The 20,051-nt window shown below is 27.2% G+C and carries 17 protein-coding genes and 2 riboswitches; of the genes, 8 read left to right on the plus strand and 9 right to left on the minus strand.

Annotated elements, in window-relative coordinates:
* Position 1 precedes the first annotated feature (1 nt).
* On the minus strand, positions 2-910 hold the full coding sequence (locus NG904_RS04555) for a nucleotidyltransferase domain-containing protein (RefSeq protein ID WP_252230130.1): 909 nt from the start codon (positions 908-910) through the stop codon (positions 2-4).
* A gap of 232 nt (positions 911-1,142) precedes the next feature.
* Positions 1,143-2,960 (minus strand): GTPase HflX, encoded by a 1,818-nt coding sequence (hflX, locus tag NG904_RS04560; RefSeq protein ID WP_252212515.1) that lies wholly within the window; start codon positions 2,958-2,960, stop codon positions 1,143-1,145.
* A 547-nt stretch (positions 2,961-3,507) separates the two neighbouring features.
* On the opposite strand from hflX, the gene hpt reads away from it, so the two are divergent.
* Positions 3,508-4,029: a hypoxanthine phosphoribosyltransferase gene (hpt, locus tag NG904_RS04565; RefSeq protein WP_252212516.1), complete on the plus strand. Its 522-nt coding sequence runs from the start codon at positions 3,508-3,510 to the stop codon at positions 4,027-4,029.
* 74 nt (positions 4,030-4,103) lie between these two features.
* On the opposite strand, the gene yunB is transcribed toward hpt, so the two are convergent.
* Positions 4,104-4,751, minus strand: a complete 648-nt coding sequence (yunB, locus tag NG904_RS04570) for a sporulation protein YunB (RefSeq protein ID WP_252230132.1) — start codon at positions 4,749-4,751, stop codon at positions 4,104-4,106.
* A 101-nt stretch (positions 4,752-4,852) separates the two neighbouring features.
* Here yunB and NG904_RS04575 point away from each other — a divergent pair, with 101 nt between their 5' ends.
* Both NG904_RS04575 and NG904_RS04580 read left to right on the plus strand, forming a co-directional pair.
* Positions 4,853-7,360 (plus strand): transglycosylase domain-containing protein, encoded by a 2,508-nt coding sequence (locus NG904_RS04575; protein ID WP_252230134.1) that lies wholly within the window; start codon positions 4,853-4,855, stop codon positions 7,358-7,360.
* Between the two features lie 282 nt (positions 7,361-7,642).
* Complete coding sequence (locus NG904_RS04580; RefSeq protein ID WP_252230136.1) at positions 7,643-9,043, plus strand: alanine/glycine:cation symporter family protein; 1,401 nt, start codon at positions 7,643-7,645, stop codon at positions 9,041-9,043.
* Between the two features lie 90 nt (positions 9,044-9,133).
* Here NG904_RS04580 and NG904_RS04585 read toward each other — a convergent pair whose 3' ends face one another.
* A complete protein-coding gene (locus NG904_RS04585; protein ID WP_252230138.1) occupies positions 9,134-9,991 on the minus strand; it encodes a hypothetical protein in 858 nt (285 codons plus the stop codon).
* Positions 9,992-10,062: 71 nt separating this feature from the next.
* Positions 10,063-11,166: a GNAT family N-acetyltransferase gene (locus NG904_RS04590; RefSeq protein ID WP_252230140.1), complete on the minus strand. Its 1,104-nt coding sequence runs from the start codon at positions 11,164-11,166 to the stop codon at positions 10,063-10,065.
* Positions 11,167-11,532: 366 nt separating this feature from the next.
* Here NG904_RS04590 and NG904_RS04595 point away from each other — a divergent pair, with 366 nt between their 5' ends.
* The 5 genes from NG904_RS04595 to NG904_RS04615 are packed head-to-tail and all read left to right on the plus strand — an operon-like array spanning position 11,533 to position 15,826.
* Entirely contained in the window at positions 11,533-12,072 is a 540-nt protein-coding gene (locus NG904_RS04595) for a helix-turn-helix domain-containing protein (RefSeq protein WP_252230143.1), read from the plus strand.
* Between the two features lie 24 nt (positions 12,073-12,096).
* Complete coding sequence (gene potA / locus NG904_RS04600; protein WP_252212736.1) at positions 12,097-13,146, plus strand: spermidine/putrescine ABC transporter ATP-binding protein; 1,050 nt, start codon at positions 12,097-12,099, stop codon at positions 13,144-13,146.
* Complete coding sequence (locus NG904_RS04605; RefSeq protein WP_252230145.1) at positions 13,139-13,981, plus strand: ABC transporter permease; 843 nt, start codon at positions 13,139-13,141, stop codon at positions 13,979-13,981. Before potA ends, NG904_RS04605 begins: the two co-directional genes overlap by 8 nt.
* Positions 13,975-14,775 (plus strand): ABC transporter permease, encoded by an 801-nt coding sequence (locus tag NG904_RS04610; protein WP_252230147.1) that lies wholly within the window; start codon positions 13,975-13,977, stop codon positions 14,773-14,775. Before NG904_RS04605 ends, NG904_RS04610 begins: the two co-directional genes overlap by 7 nt.
* Positions 14,762-15,826, plus strand: a complete 1,065-nt coding sequence (locus NG904_RS04615; RefSeq protein WP_252230149.1) for an ABC transporter substrate-binding protein — start codon at positions 14,762-14,764, stop codon at positions 15,824-15,826. Before NG904_RS04610 ends, NG904_RS04615 begins: the two co-directional genes overlap by 14 nt.
* Positions 15,827-15,919: 93 nt before the next feature.
* Here NG904_RS04615 and ndk read toward each other — a convergent pair whose 3' ends face one another.
* The 4 genes from ndk to NG904_RS04635 form a co-directional block, all read right to left on the minus strand.
* The gene (gene ndk / locus NG904_RS04620) at positions 15,920-16,339 is read right to left on the minus strand and encodes a nucleoside-diphosphate kinase (protein WP_003370585.1); all 420 of its coding nucleotides are present in this window, start codon (positions 16,337-16,339) and stop codon (positions 15,920-15,922) included.
* Between the two features lie 258 nt (positions 16,340-16,597).
* Positions 16,598-18,025: an alanine/glycine:cation symporter family protein gene (locus NG904_RS04625; RefSeq protein WP_252230151.1), complete on the minus strand. Its 1,428-nt coding sequence runs from the start codon at positions 18,023-18,025 to the stop codon at positions 16,598-16,600.
* Positions 18,026-18,097: 72 nt separating this feature from the next.
* A riboswitch (glycine riboswitch) is annotated at positions 18,098-18,182 on the minus strand.
* Between the two features lie 2 nt (positions 18,183-18,184).
* Positions 18,185-18,268: riboswitch (glycine riboswitch) on the minus strand.
* Positions 18,269-18,526: 258 nt separating this feature from the next.
* The gene (locus tag NG904_RS04630; protein ID WP_252230153.1) at positions 18,527-18,967 is read right to left on the minus strand and encodes a GNAT family N-acetyltransferase; all 441 of its coding nucleotides are present in this window, start codon (positions 18,965-18,967) and stop codon (positions 18,527-18,529) included.
* A 103-nt stretch (positions 18,968-19,070) separates the two neighbouring features.
* Complete coding sequence (locus NG904_RS04635) at positions 19,071-19,808, minus strand: phosphatase (RefSeq protein ID WP_252230155.1); 738 nt, start codon at positions 19,806-19,808, stop codon at positions 19,071-19,073.
* Positions 19,809-20,051: the final 243 nt, after the last annotated feature.

Below are 20,051 nucleotides of genomic sequence, written 5' to 3' on the forward strand. Positions count from 1 at the left end.
CCTAAAAATTATAATCTTTGCATGAATATACATTTTCATTGATTAACTTTTTATTATCTTCTATATCTAATTTTCTTATATCTTTTTTCACTAAATTTCTTTTTAAAAGCTCTTTTAATATATCTTCTATTTTTATATCAAACTCTTTAAATCTCACATCATTTTTTATTTCATATGAACTTAAAAAAGTTCTTTTTTCATTTAGAAATTCTATTAGAGCTTTAGTTGATGCAACTATGTTCAGCTCTAAAAATCTTTCAATGTACATTAATGTATTTTCTATATTTTCTTTTGACATTGGCTTATAAAATAAATCATTTATAATATTATTAAAATTATCATTTAAATTTGTTGCCATTCTAACAGCATCTTTGCTTACTGTATACCCATTTAAATTTAAATATAATTTTGAAAAGCTATCTAGAGCTCTTATCAAAATTTCATATGAAGTAAATACGCTACCATTATGTAAATATTTTTTAGTCACTCTAAGATCCTTTATAAGCTTACCTAAATAAACTAAATTCCATTTTTCAATATGTTTATCTAAACTATATTTTGCCTCATCAAAAGTTAATGTAATTTCTTCATCTCTTGAAAATACAATTTTAGAAGATAATAATATATTTCTTGCAAAGCCTTTTTTCCCATCACTTTTATATAAATTTAAAAAGCTCTCTTTGCTTAATAATTTCATATGAACATCTATTCCTAATATTTCCGAATATACATCCCTAATTTCATTGAAATTATCTTTATATAAAACAAATAAATCTATATCAGATTCATCCCAGAGATCTCCACTTATTATACTTCCAAAAGCAAATATAGCTAAAACTTTTCTATTAACTTTTAAATCATTTATTAACTTTTGAAATGATTTTTGATATTCTAATATTGATTTTAACATTATATCGCTCCCTTTCCCCATCTAACTATTATAACTTAATTAAATAATCATTTAAAGAATTGTTGTATTTTATAGTTTATTAAAAAATAAAAAATTCTTAGTTTTAAAATGGAATCTTTGTATAAAATACTTTAAAATAGACCTATTATTTTTTATATCTATTTTTAGATTCCATTCTATTTTATCTAAGAATTTTTTAATAAATTATTTCTTAAATTTTATAAATTATTTATTAGCTTAGTACATTTAATACATATTCTTTAGTTTTGTTGTATACTTCATCATCAACTTCAACAATCATAAATGTTCCATCTTCTCTATATTCTTCTTCTAAAACTCTGCCATTTCTGTGTAAAAATGATTGTATATTACTTTTATCATATGGGATTAAGAACTCTGCTTTTTTATAATTATATGGAAGTTTTTCTTCTATTAATGCTAAAAACTCTTCTAAATTTATTCCTTGTTTAGCTGATATTCTTATAATTACTTGTTCCTTGTTAATTTCATCATTTTCTATAAATTTAATAAAATCACTTATTTGTTCTTCAGTTGCTTTATCTATCTTGTTTAAAACTAATATTGTTTCTTTATCAATTGCCTCTAATTCTGTTAATACTTCATTTACTGCTTTATACTGTTCTATTGCAGTTTCTGATGATACATCAACTACATGACATAAGATATCAGAAAATATTACTTCTTCTAATGTTGACTTAAATGCTTCAACTAAATCATGTGGTAATTTTCTAACAAACCCAACTGTATCTGTTAATGTAATTAACCCCTTATTTTTTAATGTTAAAGCTCTTGTTGTAGTATCTAGTGTTGCGAACAGCATATCTGCTTCAAATACTTTTTCTTTTCCTACAGTATCTTTTCTTGCTGATAAATCACAAAGAACATTTCTTAAAGTTGATTTTCCTGCATTAGTATAACCTGCAAGTGATACCTTAGGAATACTTTCTTTATTTCTTTTTTCTCTTTGTACTTCTCTCGTCTTCTTTATTCTTTTTAGTTCTTTTCTTAAATCATAGATAGTTTCCATTATGTGTCTTCTATCTGTTTCTAATTTCTTTTCCCCAGGCCCTCTAGTTCCAATACCTCCTCCAGTTCTTGAAAGTATTGTACCTAAGCCTTGTAATCTACTTAATCTATATTTAAGTTGTGCAAGTTCAACTTGAATCTTAGCTTCTTTGCTCTTAGCCCTTGTTGCAAATATTTCAAGAATTAATGTAGTTCTATCTATAACTTTTGCTCCTAAAGCTGCTTCTAAATTTCTAACTTGTGATCCTGTTAATTCATCATCAAATATTATTACATTAGCTCTTTCTATTTGTCTAATAGAAGCTATTTCTAATACCTTTCCTCTTCCTATAAAGAATGAAGGATCAATTTTATTTCTGCTTTGAAATACCGTTTGTAAAACTGGAATATTGCAAGCTTTAGTAAGTTCCTCTAGTTCTTCTAAACTTTCTTTTGTATCAGAACCTACAAGTATTGCCTTTTCACCTGTTTCTTCTATTACATCATTAACTTTTATTAGATTTTCTATAAACTTAATCTTATCTAATATATTTACAGATGTAATTTCTTCTAAAGATAAATTCATATTTTCATCATATTCTAGCTTATTGTTATAAAGTCTAAGAAGCCCTAATGAAAAATCTTTTATTTTTCCTTCTTCTGTTATAGCAACTGATACAATAGCATCTAGTTTTAATTTTAAAAGTGCAGTTACATCTAAAGCTGAAAGATTACAATATCCATTAGGATGAGTATGTATAACTCTAACCCCCGATAGTCTCTTTTCACTTATATCTATTAAAGGCACTTCAACTGATGTTGAATCTCCAATAGCAACTGACGTAACATTACCCTTTCTATTTATTGCTACGCTTACTTCTCTTTCAATATTTGCTGATACCTTAGCAATTATATCTAAAATTTCTACATTACATACTTCATCTTTAGAAGTTCTAATTGAATATATTCTTTCTAATTCATTTAAAATAGAATTTCTAATTCCATCAATATTTCCCTCTATCATTGTAAATCACCTCAAATTTAATTCTTACAAAAGTTCTAAAAATTACTATACTTCTTTAATTTATCAACCCAATTTTTAATAAACATGATAAAAACTAGTTAATATATTTTTTTACTTCTTAATTAGTGTCCACATTATCATTCTAACTTATCACATATACTAGTTATCATCAAATTAATTTTATAAATAATAATTTAGTCTTATCTTAAGAACTTTCATATAATTTTATACTATTAATATTTCCTTGTAAGTGCTCTTGTATTATCTGACTCCCTTTGATTTTCAATAAATTCATAAGTGTATTGTATCATACTTCTATTGAAAACATACAATTTCAGTAAAAGTTAAACTAAGATGGTATTGGGCCACCTTAAATTTTATGTTTCATATTTTACTAAAGAATAAAATAATGAGACATCCTCCTTGACAATATTACTAATATTTTATACTATTAAAATACTTTAAAGAAACTTAAATGAGATATATTAGAGGAGGTGACCTGTTGTTAAATCTTTATTATGATTTTAGATTTTAACAGCAGAATTGCATGGATAATAAAAAGCGTAACATACTTTTTTCTAAAGAAAAAATTGATGCTAGAATAGAAGAACTAGGTAAAGTTATCACTGAAGATTATAAAGATAAAAACCTTTATGTTTTATCTTTATTAAGAGGTAGCTTTATATATGCAGCTGATTTAGTTAGATCAATAGATACAAAAGCTAAAATAGGCTTTATGACTACTTCAAGCTACGGTCATGATGAAGTATCTTCAGGAAAAGTTAAAGTAATTAATGATATTCCTGATAATATTGAAGGATATGACGTTCTTATTGTCGATGATATTATCGATACTGGTATAACAATGGATTTTGTTGTCAATCACGTAAAAAGTTTAGGTGCTGCATCAGTTAAAACTTGTGTTTTACTTGATAAACCATCAAGAAGAAAAGTTGAAATTGAACCTAACTACTGCTGCTTTACAATTGAAGATCTTTTTGTAGTTGGTTATGGATTAAATTATGGAGATCATTATAGAAATATTCCTTATGTATTTAACTGGGAATAATTTATAATCCATTTTATATATTAAAATATTATAATCTAAAAAAGAAGCCTTATTTAAAAGTAGAGGCTTCTTTTTTAATTGCCAGGTTTAAAATCAATTGCCGTTTGTGGTATTTTTCCTACTATAATTGTATCTGATACTGGTACTTTAGTTGCTATTTCAACTTCATTAGTTTTAAATGGTAAAATCACTCTAACTTTTGATTCAACATTAAGATATATTCTATGCCTAGTTTGATTAATTCCCGCACTTTCAAATTCTGATTCATAATTTGCATTTATATTCCCTATATCTTCAACTCTAATAGCTATTTGTGGTCCTACATTATAATAAATACTATTTTCAGTAAACCATCCTAATGGTATTTTTATTTTTATATCTTCAAGATTCTGCAATTCTTCATTACATTGTATAGATAACTTAGATGCTAAATAATTTAATTTTACAGTATCTGCTTGAATAAGAGTTATATTTCCTTCATTATCTTTTTCTATTTTTATCATTTCATTATAATTAAATTCATCTGCAAAAAGCTTAATACTGTTACTATTAATTATGTTAAGAATTCTTGATCTTACAGTCATTTCTGCTACTCTATCCAACGCTGGCATAACTTTATTATCCAAAAATACTGCCATTGAATTAAAGATAATAACAAGGGCTATACTAATTACTATAATTGGAATATATTTTCGTTTTTTACGCTTTGTATAATATTTCATTTCACTACCTTTATAATGAGTTATTAGTTTACTCTTATTATAAGTATGCTATAATAATAAAGAATATTATTTAATCATTAACGTAATTTTAGGAGGATAGAATGTCGACTGAAAAAACTCCAAATAAAACAAAAAAAAGTACTAATAAAAACAGTAATAATAAAAGAAAAAAAAAGAAAAAGAAAAAAAATAAATTAACCGCCTCTACTATCTTAAAAAGAACAGGTATTGGTTTTTTGACTTTGATATTAATGTTATCTGTCATAGGTGCAGGATACTTACTTGCAATTATAAAAACTACCCCTCCATTAAATGTTGAAGATGTTTTATCATTGAATCAGCCTTCAAGTTTATATGATAGCAGCGAAGAATTTATGGATAATTTACATACAGATGAAGAACGATATGTAATAACTTCTGACAAAATCCCAGATAATCTTAAAAATGCCTTTATATCAATTGAAGATGAACGTTTTTTTAAACATAGAGGAATAGATGTTCAAAGAATATTAGGTGCTGCTTTAACAGATGTAAAAAAAATTTTAACTGGGCAAAAAGGACTACATGGTGCTTCTACCATAACTCAACAACTTATCAAAAACACAGTTCTTACTAATGAAGTATCTGTAAAAAGAAAAGTAAAAGAAATTTACTTATCTCTAGATCTTGAGGATCAGTTAAGTAAAGATCAAATAATTACTGCATATTTAAATACAATACCTCTTGGCGGTCAAGTATATGGTGTTGAGGCTGCTTCATTATTATACTTTAGTAAAAGTACATCAGATTTAAGTTTAATTGAATGTGCTTACTTAGCAGGTATAACCCAAGCCCCTAGTTATTACAGTGCTTATAATGAAAATAGCCAAAAAGATCCATCCAGATATATTAATAGAACTCTAACTGTTTTAGCTAAAATGAATGAATTAGGTTATATTTCACAAAGTGAATATAATCAAGGTGTTCAAGACATTAATGATGGAAAACTAGTATTTAAATCAAGTAAAAAAGATTTTCGCTTAAATTATGAATGGTTTGTTTATCCTGCTGTGTCTCAAGTTAAGAGAGACTTAAAAGAAAAATATAAATATACAGATGAAGAAGTATCTAAGTTAATGGTTAATGGTGGTCTGAAAATCTATACTACTATGGATAGGAAGTTACAGGATTTTACACAAAAAACTTTAGACAATTATCGTAATTTAAATGTTGGAAATTCAGAAGCTTATGATGAAAATAAAGTTCCATTATTACAAGCTTCAGCAACAATAACAGACTATAAACATGGTAAAGTTCTTGCTATGGTTGGCGGAAGAGGTAAACAACTTCCTCAATCAAATAATAGAGCATATAATGATTTAAGATCAATAGGTTCTACTACTAAGCCACTTACTGTATATGGGCCTGGTATAGATCAAAAGATAATAACTGCTGCAACATCAATAGATGATGCTCCATTATCACCAGAATTAACAAAAAAATATCCTGCATATGCTCCACCTAATATCCTTAGAAATTCACCTGATGAATACTTAGGTCTTATATCTCCGCGTGAAGGAATAATGTATTCTAAAAACACTGCTTCTGTTATAACAGCAGACACTATTGGTTTAAAAACAGGAATATCTTATGGAGAAAATTTAGGTCTTGTATTTAACAGCGCATCTAAAACTTCTATAGCTACTGTTGCATTGGGTCAATATAACAATAATCCTAATGATAGAGATGGTGGTAATACTTATAAATTAGCTGCTGCATTCGGAAGCTTTGGTAATAATGGTATGTACGTGGAACCTTTGCTTTATACAAAGGTAATTGATGCCAAAGGTAATACCATATTAGACGGAAAACCTAAAGAAAAACAAGTATTTTCACCGCAAACAGCATATATAATGTATGACTTACTGAAAGGACCTGTTAACTTTTATGGTGGCGCTCCCGCTAAATGGGGTGATATGCCTGTTGCTGGTAAGACTGGTACTACTACAGATGCTAAAGACTTATGGTTTGCAGGCCTTTCTCCTTATCTATCTGGATCAATTTGGGTTGGCTATGATAACCCTAAAACTGTCTTCGGAGGATCTGGAACAGTATGTGCTAATTTATGGGGAAAAATAATGGCTAAAGCACATAAAGGACTTGAAGTTAAAGATTTAGAAGAACCTAAAGGAATTGTTCATGTTGCTGTATGTAAAGATTCAGGTAAGCTACCATCAAATTTATGTAGCAGTGATCCTAGAGGAAATAGAATTACAGAAGAATTATTTATCGAAGGAACCGAACCACATGAAACATGTAATACTCATATTAGTGGACGTATAAATAGACTTAATAATAAATTAGCAGGTGCTAATACCCCTACATTGTTAACTCAAGAAAGAGTTTTTGTAAGCAAAAAATATCCTAACCCATTAACTAGGGATTATATATACGTACTTCCATATTCACAAGATAATTATATCGAGCAACAACCTACCCCTGAACTTTCTCCTCCAAATATAAATGAGGAAAATGAAGTAGAAATACCAAATAATAATGAATCTGCTCAGGAAAATCCTACTGTACCTCCTGAGACTGCTCAAAATAATTCTGTATTAAAACCAAATTAACTTCAAAAAGCGATACATTAAATTCTTAATGTATCGCTTTTTCTTATTAAAATAAATAGAAATTTAAATGTTTTTATTGCAAAATGAATAAACGATAACCAATCCCTGCATTTTCTATTTTTTATGTAATCTCAGCGTTTACAAACCCTACTAAAATTAATATTTTCCATAATATCAATATATTAATTTTGCATTTTTTGCTCTTTGTTCTTGCATTTTTTACTTTTACAATATAAAATTATATTTATCGACATATTTTTTTCTAATGTAGGAGGCATAAATTTGGATATTTTAAATAATTTACTTGTAAAATTCAATGATTTTTTGTATACATATATACTTATAGCTTTATTAATAATTTTAGGTCTTTACTTTTCTTATAAAACTAAATTTGTTCAATTTAGATTTATAAAAGAAATGTTTAGGTTATTAGGTAATGGTGTTACATCGGAACGAAAAAAAGGAAGTGTATCATCATTCCAAGCCTTTTGTATAAGTACAGCATCAAGAGTCGGAACTGGTAATCTAGCTGGTATTGCCATCGCTATATCTATAGGTGGACCTGGTGCAATATTTTGGATGTGGGTTATAGCTTTAATAGGAGCTGGTTCAAGCTTTGTTGAATCTACTTTAGCTCAAATATACAAAATTAAAGATAAAAATGGTCACTTTAGAGGTGGTCCTGCTTATTATATTGAAAAAGGTCTAAATAAAAAATGGATGGGCGTTTTATTCTCAATATTAATAACAGTCTCTTTTGGACTAGTATTTAACTCTGTTCAATCTAATACTATTTCTCTAGCTATGAATGAAGCTTTTGGAGTGAATCAAATTACTGTAGGAATTATATTGACTGTTTTAACTTTAGTAGTTATTTTTGGTGGAGTTCATAGAGTTGCTAAAGTATCTGAAATAATTGTTCCTATAATGGCAGTTGCTTATATATTTGTATCACTATTTGTAATATTTAAGAATTTCAATCATATCCCTAGAGTGTTTGCATTAATTGTTGAAAATGCTTTTGGTTTAAATCAAGCTATCGGAGGAACTTTAGGTGGAACTATGCTTATTGGAATAAAGAGAGGTTTATTCTCTAATGAAGCTGGTATGGGTAGTGCTCCAAACGCCGCTGCAACTGCTGATGTAACTCATCCAGTTAAACAAGGTTTAATTCAAACTCTTGGAGTTTTCACAGATACAATAATTATTTGTAGTTGCACTGCTTTTATAATATTACTTTCAGATATAGATTTATCTGGTGGATTAACAGGTATTCAATTAACACAAAATGCTTTAACTTATCAAATAGGAGGCTTTGGAAGTATATTTGTAGCTATTTGTATATTATTATTTGCATTTAGCTCTATAGTTGGTAACTACTATTATGGAGAATCTAATATTGAATTTTTAAACAAAAAAAAGATATATTTAATTATTTATAGAATAGCAGTTGCTTCTATGGTATTCTTTGGTTCTATAGCTAATTTAAATATAGTTTGGAACTTAGCAGATACATTCATGGGTTTTATGGCTATAATAAACTTGATTGCAATTACTTTACTTAGTAAATTTGCATTTAAAGCATTAGCTGATTATAAAGCTCAAAAGAAAGCAGGAATAAAAGAACCTGTATTTAAGGCTTCATCTATACCTGAATTAACAAATGTTGATGAATGGGAATAGCTTTAATTCGAATATAGACATAAAAAAATGTAATGATTAATTAATCATTACATTTTTTATTTGCTCTTGTTTCAAATGAATACTTCTTATTTAATCAGTCACTACTGAATTTTCTGTTCCATATTTTATATCATTAATCACTTCTTTAGATTCTGTAGTTATAAAAAATTTGTTCGTAAATTCTGCATCATTTTTATCTTTGCCTTTTACTGTAACAACATAACAAAGTTCAGAACTTAAATTTTTTTCACCTTTTGCTTTTCTTTCAGCATAAGCTAGTTCAGTTGGATAAACAACTTCCCCATTGTCATTTAATTTATCAAATAAATTTAACGCTTCTTTTTCTGCTTCTTCTTGTGATATATTTATTACAAAATCTTTACATTCTTTTTGAATTGACGAATTAGTGTAATTTTCTAACAAACCATTAGACTTATTTATGCATATTATTATTTCATCAGAATATATTGGATAACCATTTTTACATTTCAAATATACAAAAGAATAATAAGGAAGCTTGTCTGTATCTTTTTCATTTTTTATTCCCCTAAAAGTTAATTCTTCAGTGCATATATTCTCTAGATATTTTTTTGACTTTTCTTTAGCTTCATAATATGATATTTCATATTTATCCTTTTTAATATCTTTATTAGCAAAACCTATAACATTATAATTTTTATCTAAATCTATTCCAAAGGAATTAGCTGTTATAGTTTTATAGATTAACTTATTCTTATTGCCTAGTGTTTTTACTCGTTTATATTTTATATTTTTTAAATCCTCATCATCATCAATTGCATTTATTGCATGTAATCTCTCTATAAAACTTTTAGCAGATTTAATATCTTTAGATCCACTTCCTATAAATTTATGCATTACAAATATTACAGTTATACTAAGAATCGCCAAAACAATTACACTAATCATCTTAGTTTTTTTAGAGCTCATTTACATCAATCCTTTATAATAAGCTTTTTTATAATTGTACAATATTAGTAAAATTTAATCAAACTTCTGCTTTAATATATATACTTGATTCCCAATTTATCCTCTATTTGCTTTACTAAATCTTTTCCTACAACTTTAAATATTATTGCTAAAATCATTTCTATAGTCCCCATTAGATTAGATGAAATCATTACTTTTCCATTATCCACAAAATTTTTATTAACTATCTTCATCTTATTTAAATTTTCAGATTTTATTAACTTATTTAAATTTTCAATATGAGGAATAGACATACCCGTTAAAGATTTTATTTGTTCTAATATTACTATTGAATTCCCTATAGCGCATATATAATTACATTGATTATATACTTCTGCTATACTTTTTATAATATTTTCATTTTGAATTATATTTTCGATACTTATTGAATCTGGTAAAATTATAATATTTGAATCTGAAATACTAAAATTTGATGAATTTAACTCCAACTTTAAATTATTACTATAATTAGTCCTATCAGTTAATGATATTATCTCAAAATTAAATATTTTCTTATTTGATAATTTATTTACTTCATTAAATATATCCCAAACTAAAGTATAATTTGCGATATTTATATTTTCATATACAATAAATGAAACATTTTTTACATTCAAATCTTTAAAATAAAAAAAATTACTTTTAGTAAGTTTAAATGTTGTTTCCTTTTGATAAGTTCCACTTTCTTGAAAGCCTAATTTATTTGCAAATGCTCGTGCATATTCATTTCCTACTTTATCTAATATCATTTCTCCAGCAAAATCAAAGAAGTAATACTCAAGCATCAATCTCATAGCTTCTTCACCAAATCCCATATTTCTATATTTATGATGAATTTTTATATTAGATCGAGCTATTTTTGTTGTAGGGTCATATCCATGAAAACTTACTTCTCCAATAGGTTCATCTTTAACTGTATATATAAGGCAATAAAAATTTCTTCCATCCGTTGGAGATACCATTTTTTTATAAAAACTCTCCCACTTACTTTCCGTAAATTTATATACTCCCCCAATATCCTTCATTGTTTCTTCATCATCCCATAATTTTGATGTAAAAGCTAATTCTTCATATTCAGGTTGCTTTATATATACTAATTTACCATTTCTTCTATACAGTTGATATTCTGTTTGCATAAAATCACCTAATAATTTCTTTATTATATTATTTTAAATATCTCACATTTTCTTCTTTTTATCAATATTTATAATTCAAATAAATGTTAAAATCATCTATATAATTTTTATTTTTTAATTTTTATATAAAAAAGTAAATTTTTTTCTACACCTTAGTATATGTATACTTAAATTTACATAATACTAAACACATTCTTTAATAATAAGTAAAATAAATGGTTAAAAGAATAAATATTTTCTTTTTTTACTAAAAAAATATTGATTTTTACCTCTAAAATTTATATAATATCATTGTTTGTTTAGTAATTTTAAACTTAAGGTTTAGTAAAAGTGAGTATATTATATATTCGACGGTAGGTGTATATTGTGCAAATTGGAGAAAAGATTCGTGTATTAAGAATGGAAAAACAATTAACCCAGGAAGAATTGGCAAATAGGTGTGAGTTATCTAAGGGATTTATATCTCAACTTGAAAATGATTTAACTTCTCCCTCAATTGCTACTTTAATGGACATATTAGAAATTTTAGGAACGAATTTAAATGAGTTTTTTAGTGAAACAAAAGAAGAACAAGTTATATTTAGCAATGATGATATGTTTAAAACAGATGATGAAGAGTTAAAATATTCGTTAATGTGGCTAGTCCCTAACGCTCAAAAGAATGCTATGGAACCAATTATGATTACTATTGAGCCAGGTGGACAATATATTGAGGAAGAACCACATGACGGTGAAGAATTTGGCTATGTATTATCTGGAAGTATTTATCTACATTTGGGAAAAAGAAAACTAAAAGTTAAAAAGAATGAAAGCTTTTATTTTAAACCAAAGGTTAATCATTATATTTCTAACGCTGGTAGAACACCAGCAAAAGTTATTTGGATAAGTACTCCACCATCATTTTAAATTTTAGAGAGAGGTGCTTTTTTAGTGAGCGATAATATAATTAAATTAAATAACATAAGTAAATCTTACGGTGAACAAAAAATATTAGATAATTTATCTTTGACTATTAGAAAAAATGAATTTTTAACATTATTAGGACCTAGTGGTTGTGGTAAAACAACTACCCTAAAAATAATTGCTGGTTTTGAAACAGCGGATACTGGAGAAGTCTTATTTAAAAATGAAGATATATCTAATCTTCCACCTTACAAAAGACAAGTAAATACCGTATTCCAAAAGTATGCATTATTTCCTCATATGAATGTATACGAAAATATCGCTTTTGGGCTTAAATTAAAAAAACTCCCTAAAGATCAAATAAGAAAAAGTGTTAAAGAGATCCTTGAGCTTGTTGCATTAAAAGGATTTGAAAAAAGAAGTATTACTTCATTAAGTGGTGGACAACAACAAAGAGTTGCAATAGCAAGAGCTTTAGTTAACAAACCTGAAGTATTACTTCTTGATGAACCTTTAGGTGCATTGGATTTAAAACTGAGAAAAGAAATGCAAATAGAATTAAAGAAAATACAACAAGAAGTTGGTATTACATTTATCTTCGTAACTCATGATCAAGAAGAGGCCTTAACTATGTCTGATACTATAATTGTTATGAATAAAGGTGTTATTCAACAAATGGGCAGTCCTGAGGATATTTATAACGAACCTGCTAATGCTTTTGTTGCAGATTTCATTGGTGAAAGTAATATCTTAACCGGAATCATGATTGATGATTTTAAGGTTGAATTTTGCAACAAGAGATTTGACTGCGTTGACAAAGGTTTTGAAAAAATAGAAAGTATTGATGTAGTAATAAGACCTGAAGATATAAAAATAGTTGAAGCTGAAAAAGGAATGCTTAAAGGTATTGTAAAATCTATAATGTTCAAAGGAGTTCATTATGAAATGCAGGTGGACGTAGATGATTTTACATTCATTCTTCACAACACAAAATCTGTAGATGTTGATAATGAAATTGGATTAGACATACATCCTGAAGATATACATATTATGAAAAAGAGTGATGACAATGCGTAAAAAAAATACTTCAATTTTAGCATATCCTTATTTTGTATGGAGTGCACTATTTATAGTTGTTCCTTTAATTATAGTTTTATTTTTTAGCTTTACTACAAAAAACAACTCAGGTTATTCATTTTCTTTGGAAAATTATAATAATTTATTTAATTCTCAATACTTATATATATTTAAACAGTCTATACTATTAGCGTTTGAATCAACTATAGCTTGTTTAATTATTGGATACCCTGTTTCATATATAATTTCAAAAATAAATTTAGATAAAAGAAATTTTTTAATAATGTTATTTATTTTGCCCATGTGGATGAATTTTTTATTAAGAACTTATGCTTGGGTACCTATCTTAGGAAAAACAGGTTTAATAAATCTTTTGCTTAGTAAACTAGGTATAGGACCTATTTCTTTTCTTTATAATGATGGTGCTGTTTTACTAGGAATGATTTATAACTTCTTACCATTTATGGTTCTTCCTATTTATACAATATTAATAAAGATGGATCAGGATTTAATAAATGCTGCACATGATTTAGGTGCAAATAGATTTAAAGTTTTTACAAAAGTTGTGTTACCACTTAGCATGCCTGGAATAATTTCTGGGGTCACTATGGTATTTATGCCTGCTGTTTCTACCTTTGTAATCTCAAGATTATTAGGTGGAGGTCAATATATGTTGATTGGAAACGTCATTGAACAACAATTTACAACCATGGGTGATTGGAATTTTGGATCTGCCATTTCAATATTAATGATGATAATTATATTAATATTTATGGGTATTACTTCTAGATTCGAAAATGATGATAGCAAAGAAGGTGGTGGACAATTATGGTAAGTAGATTAGAGAATTTTATTAAAAAATCCTATTTAGTTATTATATTTTTATTCTTATATACTCCTATCATTACTTTGATGGTATTTTCATTTAATAAATCAAAAACCATGGGAAGATGGACTGGCTTTACACTTAAATGGTATAAAGAATTATTTAGCAATGAAAGACTTATGTCTGCACTTTATTATACTTTATTAATTGCTGTTATAGCCTCAATTATAGCCACTATAGTTGGTACAATAAGTGCAATTGGTATACATAAAATTAAAGGCAAAAAAAAGTCTCTTATTTTAAATGTTAATTATTTACCTGTTTTAAACCCAGATATAGTTACAGGTATTGCACTTATGTCTATGTTTATATTTATTAATTTAAAATTTGGATTTACTACTATGTTATTAGCGCATATTACATTTGATATTCCTTATGTAATTCTTTCAGTTCTTCCAAAATTAAAACAGTTACCTGAAAATACTGTAGAAGCTGCGGAAGATTTAGGTGCTACTCCACTATATGCTATTAGAAAAGTTATACTACCTCAAATAAAGCCTGGTATAATTTCAGGATTTCTTATGGCCTTTACAATGTCAATAGATGATTTTGTTATAAGTTTCTTTACAACAGGTCCTGGAGTTACTAATTTATCTATAGAAATTTATTCTATGGCTAGAAGAGGCATTAAGCCGGAAATTAATGCTCTTTCAACATTAATGTTCTTGACTGTTTTGACTTTATTAATAATAGTAAATAAGAAGCAAAATCTTACAAGGGGTGAACAATTTGAAAAAATTTAAAATATTCAGTGCTTTAGCATTAACAAGTTTATTGACTATAAGTCTTTTTTCTGGATGTTCTGATAAAAATATAGGACAAAATGGTACAGTTTATTTTTATAATTGTGGTGATTATATTGATGAAGATTTATTAGCTAAATTTCAAGATGAAACTGGTATTAAAGTTGAATACTCCACTTATGATACAAACGAAATAATGTATCAAAAATTAAAAAGCAGCCCAGGTAGTTACGATCTAGTAATACCTTCTGATTATATGATTGAAAAAATGACGAAAGAAGATATGATTGAAGAATTAGATTTTAATAACATACCAAATTATGAGTATATAGATGATCGCTATAAAAATTTATCTTATGATCCAAATAACAAATGCTCTGTTCCTTATATGTGGGGTACTATCGGAATAATATATAACCCTGATTTAGTTACAGAACCTGTTAATAGTTGGGATATATTATGGAATGAAAAATATAATAATAAACAAATAATAATGTTTGATTCAATGAGAGATACTCTTGCTATTGGATTAAAGAAACTTGGATATTCTATAAACAGTACAAATCCTAATGAAATAAATGCTGCTACTGAAGAGTTAGTGAAACAAAAGCAATCAATTTCACCACTTTATTACGTAGATGAAGTTAAAGATAAAATGATAAGTGAAGAGGCTATTATGGCAACTGTTTGGTCTGGAGATGCTGCTTATATAAGATCAGAGAATCCTAAATTAGAGTACGTTATTCCTGAAGAAGGAGCTAATAAATGGTTTGATGGTATGGTTGTTCCCAAAAGTGCTCCAAATAAAGAAAATGCTGAAAAATTAATCAACTTTCTATGCGATCCTGAAAATGCAAAACAAAATGTTGATTACATAGGATATTCAACACCTAATAAAGGTGCTTATGATATGTTAGAAGATCCTGTTAAAGATGACAAAGGCATTTATCCATCAAAAGAAGTTCTAGATAAATGTGAAATTTTTACTAATTTAGGTGATTCATTAAAATTATATGATGATGCTTGGATGAAAATCAAAACAGCTAAATAATAAAAAATCCTTGGATAAAGTTTACTTTATCTAAGGATTTCTTTATTATAAGGCACATTCAAATAAATAACTAGTTAGTATGCTAGTTTATTTTTATATACCTAAATTAACTTCTGGAAACCACAATTTTAATTCTGATTCTGCACTCTCTGCATTATCTGATGCATGAACACAGTTTTCAGTCTTGCTTCTAGCATATCTATGTCTTATAGTTCCTTCTTCAGCATCATCAGGACTTGTTGCCCCATTTATTTTTCTAACCTTATTTATTGCATCTTCTCCAGTTAAAATCATAGCACATAATGGACTTCCAGTTATAAATTCTATTAATTCTTCATAAAAGTTTTTTCCCTTATGTTGTGAATAATGTTGTTCTGCTATCTCTCTTGTTGCTTTCATCATTTTTATTTCAACGACTTTTAAGCCATTAGCTTCATAGCAACTAATAATATTACCTATTATATTTCTTTTTACTCCATCTGGTTTGATTAAGACCATAGTTTTTTCACTCATATTGATACCCTCCTTTTATGCTACATAATTATTATATGCATTATAATAATTATTATATACCTTTTCACAAGGTTTACATACCTTATGTTATAATATACTATAACATATTATAACATAAGGGAGTGTGTTTATGAAAAGGTATTCTATAAAAATTTCTGGTAGAGTTCAAGAGGTGATTTTAGATATCTTTCTCATTTAATATTTATATAAAACAAAGGAGCTATCTTTCAGATAACTCCTTTAAACATTAAAACTATATTAAGCTACTACTTCTTCAATTGAATCTTTTGCTTTAATTTCTTCAAAGAATTTTTCAGTCTCTTTAATTACAACTTTTCTAAGACCTATTAATGCTATTAAATTAGGGAACGCCATACAACCATTAACTATATCTGCTATTATAAATATTAGTTCCAATGGTAAGAATGGTCCTATAGCAACTAATATTATATAAACTATTCTATATGGCATAATTGATTTAATACCAAATAAATATTGAATACATTTTTCACCATAATAATTCCATCCAAGAATAGTTGTAAATGCAAAAAATATTAATCCTATGTTAACAATATATTTTCCTAAAATTGCAATTGGTAATCCTATTTCAAATGCTGCTGATGTAAGACCAGCCCCTTCTATTGTTGCACCAACTTCAAATATCCCAGTAGATCCACTTGTTATTACTATTGCAAGACCTGTCATTGTACAAACGATTATTGTATCAAAAAAAGTACCTGTCATTGATATTAACCCTTGCTTAGCAGGTGAATTTGTCTTTGCTGCTGCTGCTGCTATTGGTGCACTACCAAGTCCTGATTCATTAGAAAATACACCTCTAGCTATACCATTTCTTATAGCCATTGTTACTGTAATTCCTAATACTCCACCACCTATAGCTTCTGTATTAAAAGCACTTTGAAATATTAACTTTATTGCAGCTGGAACTGCTGTGTAATTAAATGCAAGAACTAATACTGCTCCAATTATATATGCTACTGCCATAAATGGTACAAGAGTTTCTGAAACTTTAGATATTCTCTTTATTCCACCTAAAGTTACTAATGCTACTAATGCTGTTACAATTACTGCTGTTACAATTAACGGTATATTGAAATTAGCTGCTGCTGCTGCTATTGAATTTACTTGACCAAAAGTTCCAATTCCAAAAAATGCAACTCCAACACCAAAGAATGCAAATAATTTTGCAAGCCACTTTAATCCAAGACCATTTTGTATATAATACATTGGTCCTCCACACATTTCTCCATTTTCATCTACTTCTCTATATTTTATAGCAAGTAAACCTTCTGCATACTTTGTTGCCATTCCCAAAAATGCTGCTATCCACATCCAAAGCAATGCTCCAGGTCCTCCAGCTTTTATTGCTGTAGCAACTCCAACTATATTTCCTGTTCCTATAGTAGCTGATAGAGCTGTACATAAAGCTGCGAAACTAGATACATCTCCTTGTGCATCTTCATCTTTAGCTTCTTCATCTTTTCCAAAAACAAATTTTAAAGCCATAGGTAATTTGAATACTTGAAGTAATTTAAGACGAAAAGTTAGATATAGACCTGTTCCAACTAAAAGAATTAGTAATGGTGGTCCCCAGATAATGCTGTCTATTTTTTCAAAAAAACTTTGAACTCCAGCTGTTGATAATAAGAAATTTGATAATAACATAAAAAAATCCCCCTTAATTTTTGATTATGGAGGAGAATAAGAATTAACTCAAAATGAGTTTAATAATCCTATCCCCTGTCCTTTTACCTGAGAGTTTCAGCAAATAAAATTTGCCTTGCTCCTTCGGTGCTCATATAACTATGAGTCTCTCCAGAGGCTCGTCCAGTAGCGGTCCTAATACCTGAAAGATTTCCCTCTTCGGTGTATTATTATAAATAATAATAACTCTCCCACTACCTTCGTCCGAACGTTCTATAAATTTGTTACTTAATTATATATTCATTTTTAAATTAATGCAAGTATTTTTTAACTTTTTAATATATATAATATACATTTAATATATTTAGTGCTATTTTTTTTATTATTTAATTTTTATTTTATAATAATACGAACATTATCATTCTGATTCAAAATAAAGTTTACTATTTCTAATAATTAATTATAAAATAAGATAGGAAAATATCCAATTTCACATTTTCCTATCTTACAAAAAATTTTAGTTTAATTTCGAATTTTTTTTGACATTATGCACAAAGAATTAGTTTCTTTAAAATCATGTTTTAAATAAAAATTCTTTAAATTATTATTTTGAGTTGATAAAAACATAAAATCTACACCCAATTTCTTTACTTTACTTTCAGCACTATTAATTAATTTACTTCCAATGCTTTTTCCTTGAATTCTCTTTGAAACAAATACTTCTTTTATATTAAATTGTCTTCCTTCAAACCACTCTTCGCAATTTCCAAAAAGTGCTCCAAAAATTTCATTATTTTCAGTATACTTAACCCCTATAAAATTAGGAGATTTATATATATCACGCAATCTTCTATATGCACTTTCTATAGTCCAATTATCATTCCACGGTTCTTCATTGAATGCTTCTATAAAAATCTTTGCACATTCTTCTATATCACTCTCATTAATTCTCAATATTTCCATATAAACTTCCCCCTTTTTTCCAAATTATACGAATTAATATATTTTAATTATGTTCTAAATATATGTTTATATATACAATCGGCAAAATGGCACTATATTCGATTTATATTTCCAAATCACTTAACTTTCCTTTTTTCTTTAGTCTTAATATTAATTCTTCTGGAATACTATTAATTATAAGCTCTTCTGGAAAATCTATTTCTTTCAGTATTTCAATTGCTTCTGTAAATTCCCCTATTTTAGTACAAAAGTGTGCATCACTATTTAAAACTAATTTAGCACCATATTTTTTACATAATAAAGCTACTTCCTTGCAATTTTTTTTACTTCCAACTCTTGATGTTGTAAAAGAGCTATTATTTATTTCAACTAAAACATCATTTTCAAAAGCACATTTTACTACTTTTTCGAAATCTATTGGTACTTGTGGATTTCCAATATGACCTATTATATCAATTTTTCCACTTTTTATTGCATTTATAAATGCATTTGTATTTTCTTCCTTACTTCCAACCTTATATACTTCTGGTTGTGGATGAATACTACCGATAACTATATCTACCTTATCTAGTGTATAGTCATCCATGTCTAAATTCCCTTCATAATCGCTTATATTAGCTTCTACACCATAAAGCATAGTTACTCCATACATTTCTCTTGGTAGTACTTTATAATTATGAAAATACCAAATATGAGGAGAATTTGGCATTGTTACTCCATGTTCCGTTGTACCTAAAACTTTTATTCCTTTTTCTGAAGCTGCTTTAGCATTCTCCATCAAAGTAGAATACGCATGACCACTAACCAATGTATGAGTATGTACATCTAATGCATATTTCATCAAAATCCCTCTTTTCATCTATTGTTTTCTATCTATTTATTATCATACTATCATAATTGAAATATAAATTAAACTTTTTAAACATTTACATGTTAAATATTTTATTTTTATACCAAATTATGTTATGATCTAACTTCTTTAAAGGTATTAATATTTATGATATGATGTAACTAATTAAATTAAGGCTCTGTTTTAAATGTGTGTTGACATATGCAATAGGCAAAGTGGCATTGTAATTGGACT

The sequence above is a fragment of the Clostridium sp. ZBS15 genome (assembly GCF_023845705.1).
GTDB lineage: Bacteria > Bacillota > Clostridia > Clostridiales > Clostridiaceae > Clostridium > Clostridium aquiflavi.

Coding starts and splice junctions, on each gene's coding strand:
- NG904_RS04575 (WP_252230134.1), top strand. CDS start 4,853: ATGTCGACTGAAAAAACTCCAAATAAAACAAAAAAAAGTACTAATAAA.
- NG904_RS04590 (WP_252230140.1), bottom strand. CDS start 11,166: ATGCAAACAGAATATCAACTGTATAGAAGAAATGGTAAATTAGTATAT.
- NG904_RS04610 (WP_252230147.1), top strand. CDS start 13,975: ATGGTAAGTAGATTAGAGAATTTTATTAAAAAATCCTATTTAGTTATT.
- yunB (WP_252230132.1), bottom strand. CDS start 4,751: ATGAAATATTATACAAAGCGTAAAAAACGAAAATATATTCCAATTATA.
- NG904_RS04585 (WP_252230138.1), bottom strand. CDS start 9,991: ATGAGCTCTAAAAAAACTAAGATGATTAGTGTAATTGTTTTGGCGATT.
- NG904_RS04635 (WP_252230155.1), bottom strand. CDS start 19,808: ATGAAATATGCATTAGATGTACATACTCATACATTGGTTAGTGGTCAT.
- NG904_RS04555 (WP_252230130.1), bottom strand. CDS start 910: ATGTTAAAATCAATATTAGAATATCAAAAATCATTTCAAAAGTTAATA.
- hpt (WP_252212516.1), top strand. CDS start 3,508: ATGGATAATAAAAAGCGTAACATACTTTTTTCTAAAGAAAAAATTGAT.
- ndk (WP_003370585.1), bottom strand. CDS start 16,339: ATGAGTGAAAAAACTATGGTCTTAATCAAACCAGATGGAGTAAAAAGA.
- NG904_RS04625 (WP_252230151.1), bottom strand. CDS start 18,025: ATGTTATTATCAAATTTCTTATTATCAACAGCTGGAGTTCAAAGTTTT.
- NG904_RS04605 (WP_252230145.1), top strand. CDS start 13,139: ATGCGTAAAAAAAATACTTCAATTTTAGCATATCCTTATTTTGTATGG.
- NG904_RS04630 (WP_252230153.1), bottom strand. CDS start 18,967: ATGGAAATATTGAGAATTAATGAGAGTGATATAGAAGAATGTGCAAAG.
- hflX (WP_252212515.1), bottom strand. CDS start 2,960: ATGATAGAGGGAAATATTGATGGAATTAGAAATTCTATTTTAAATGAA.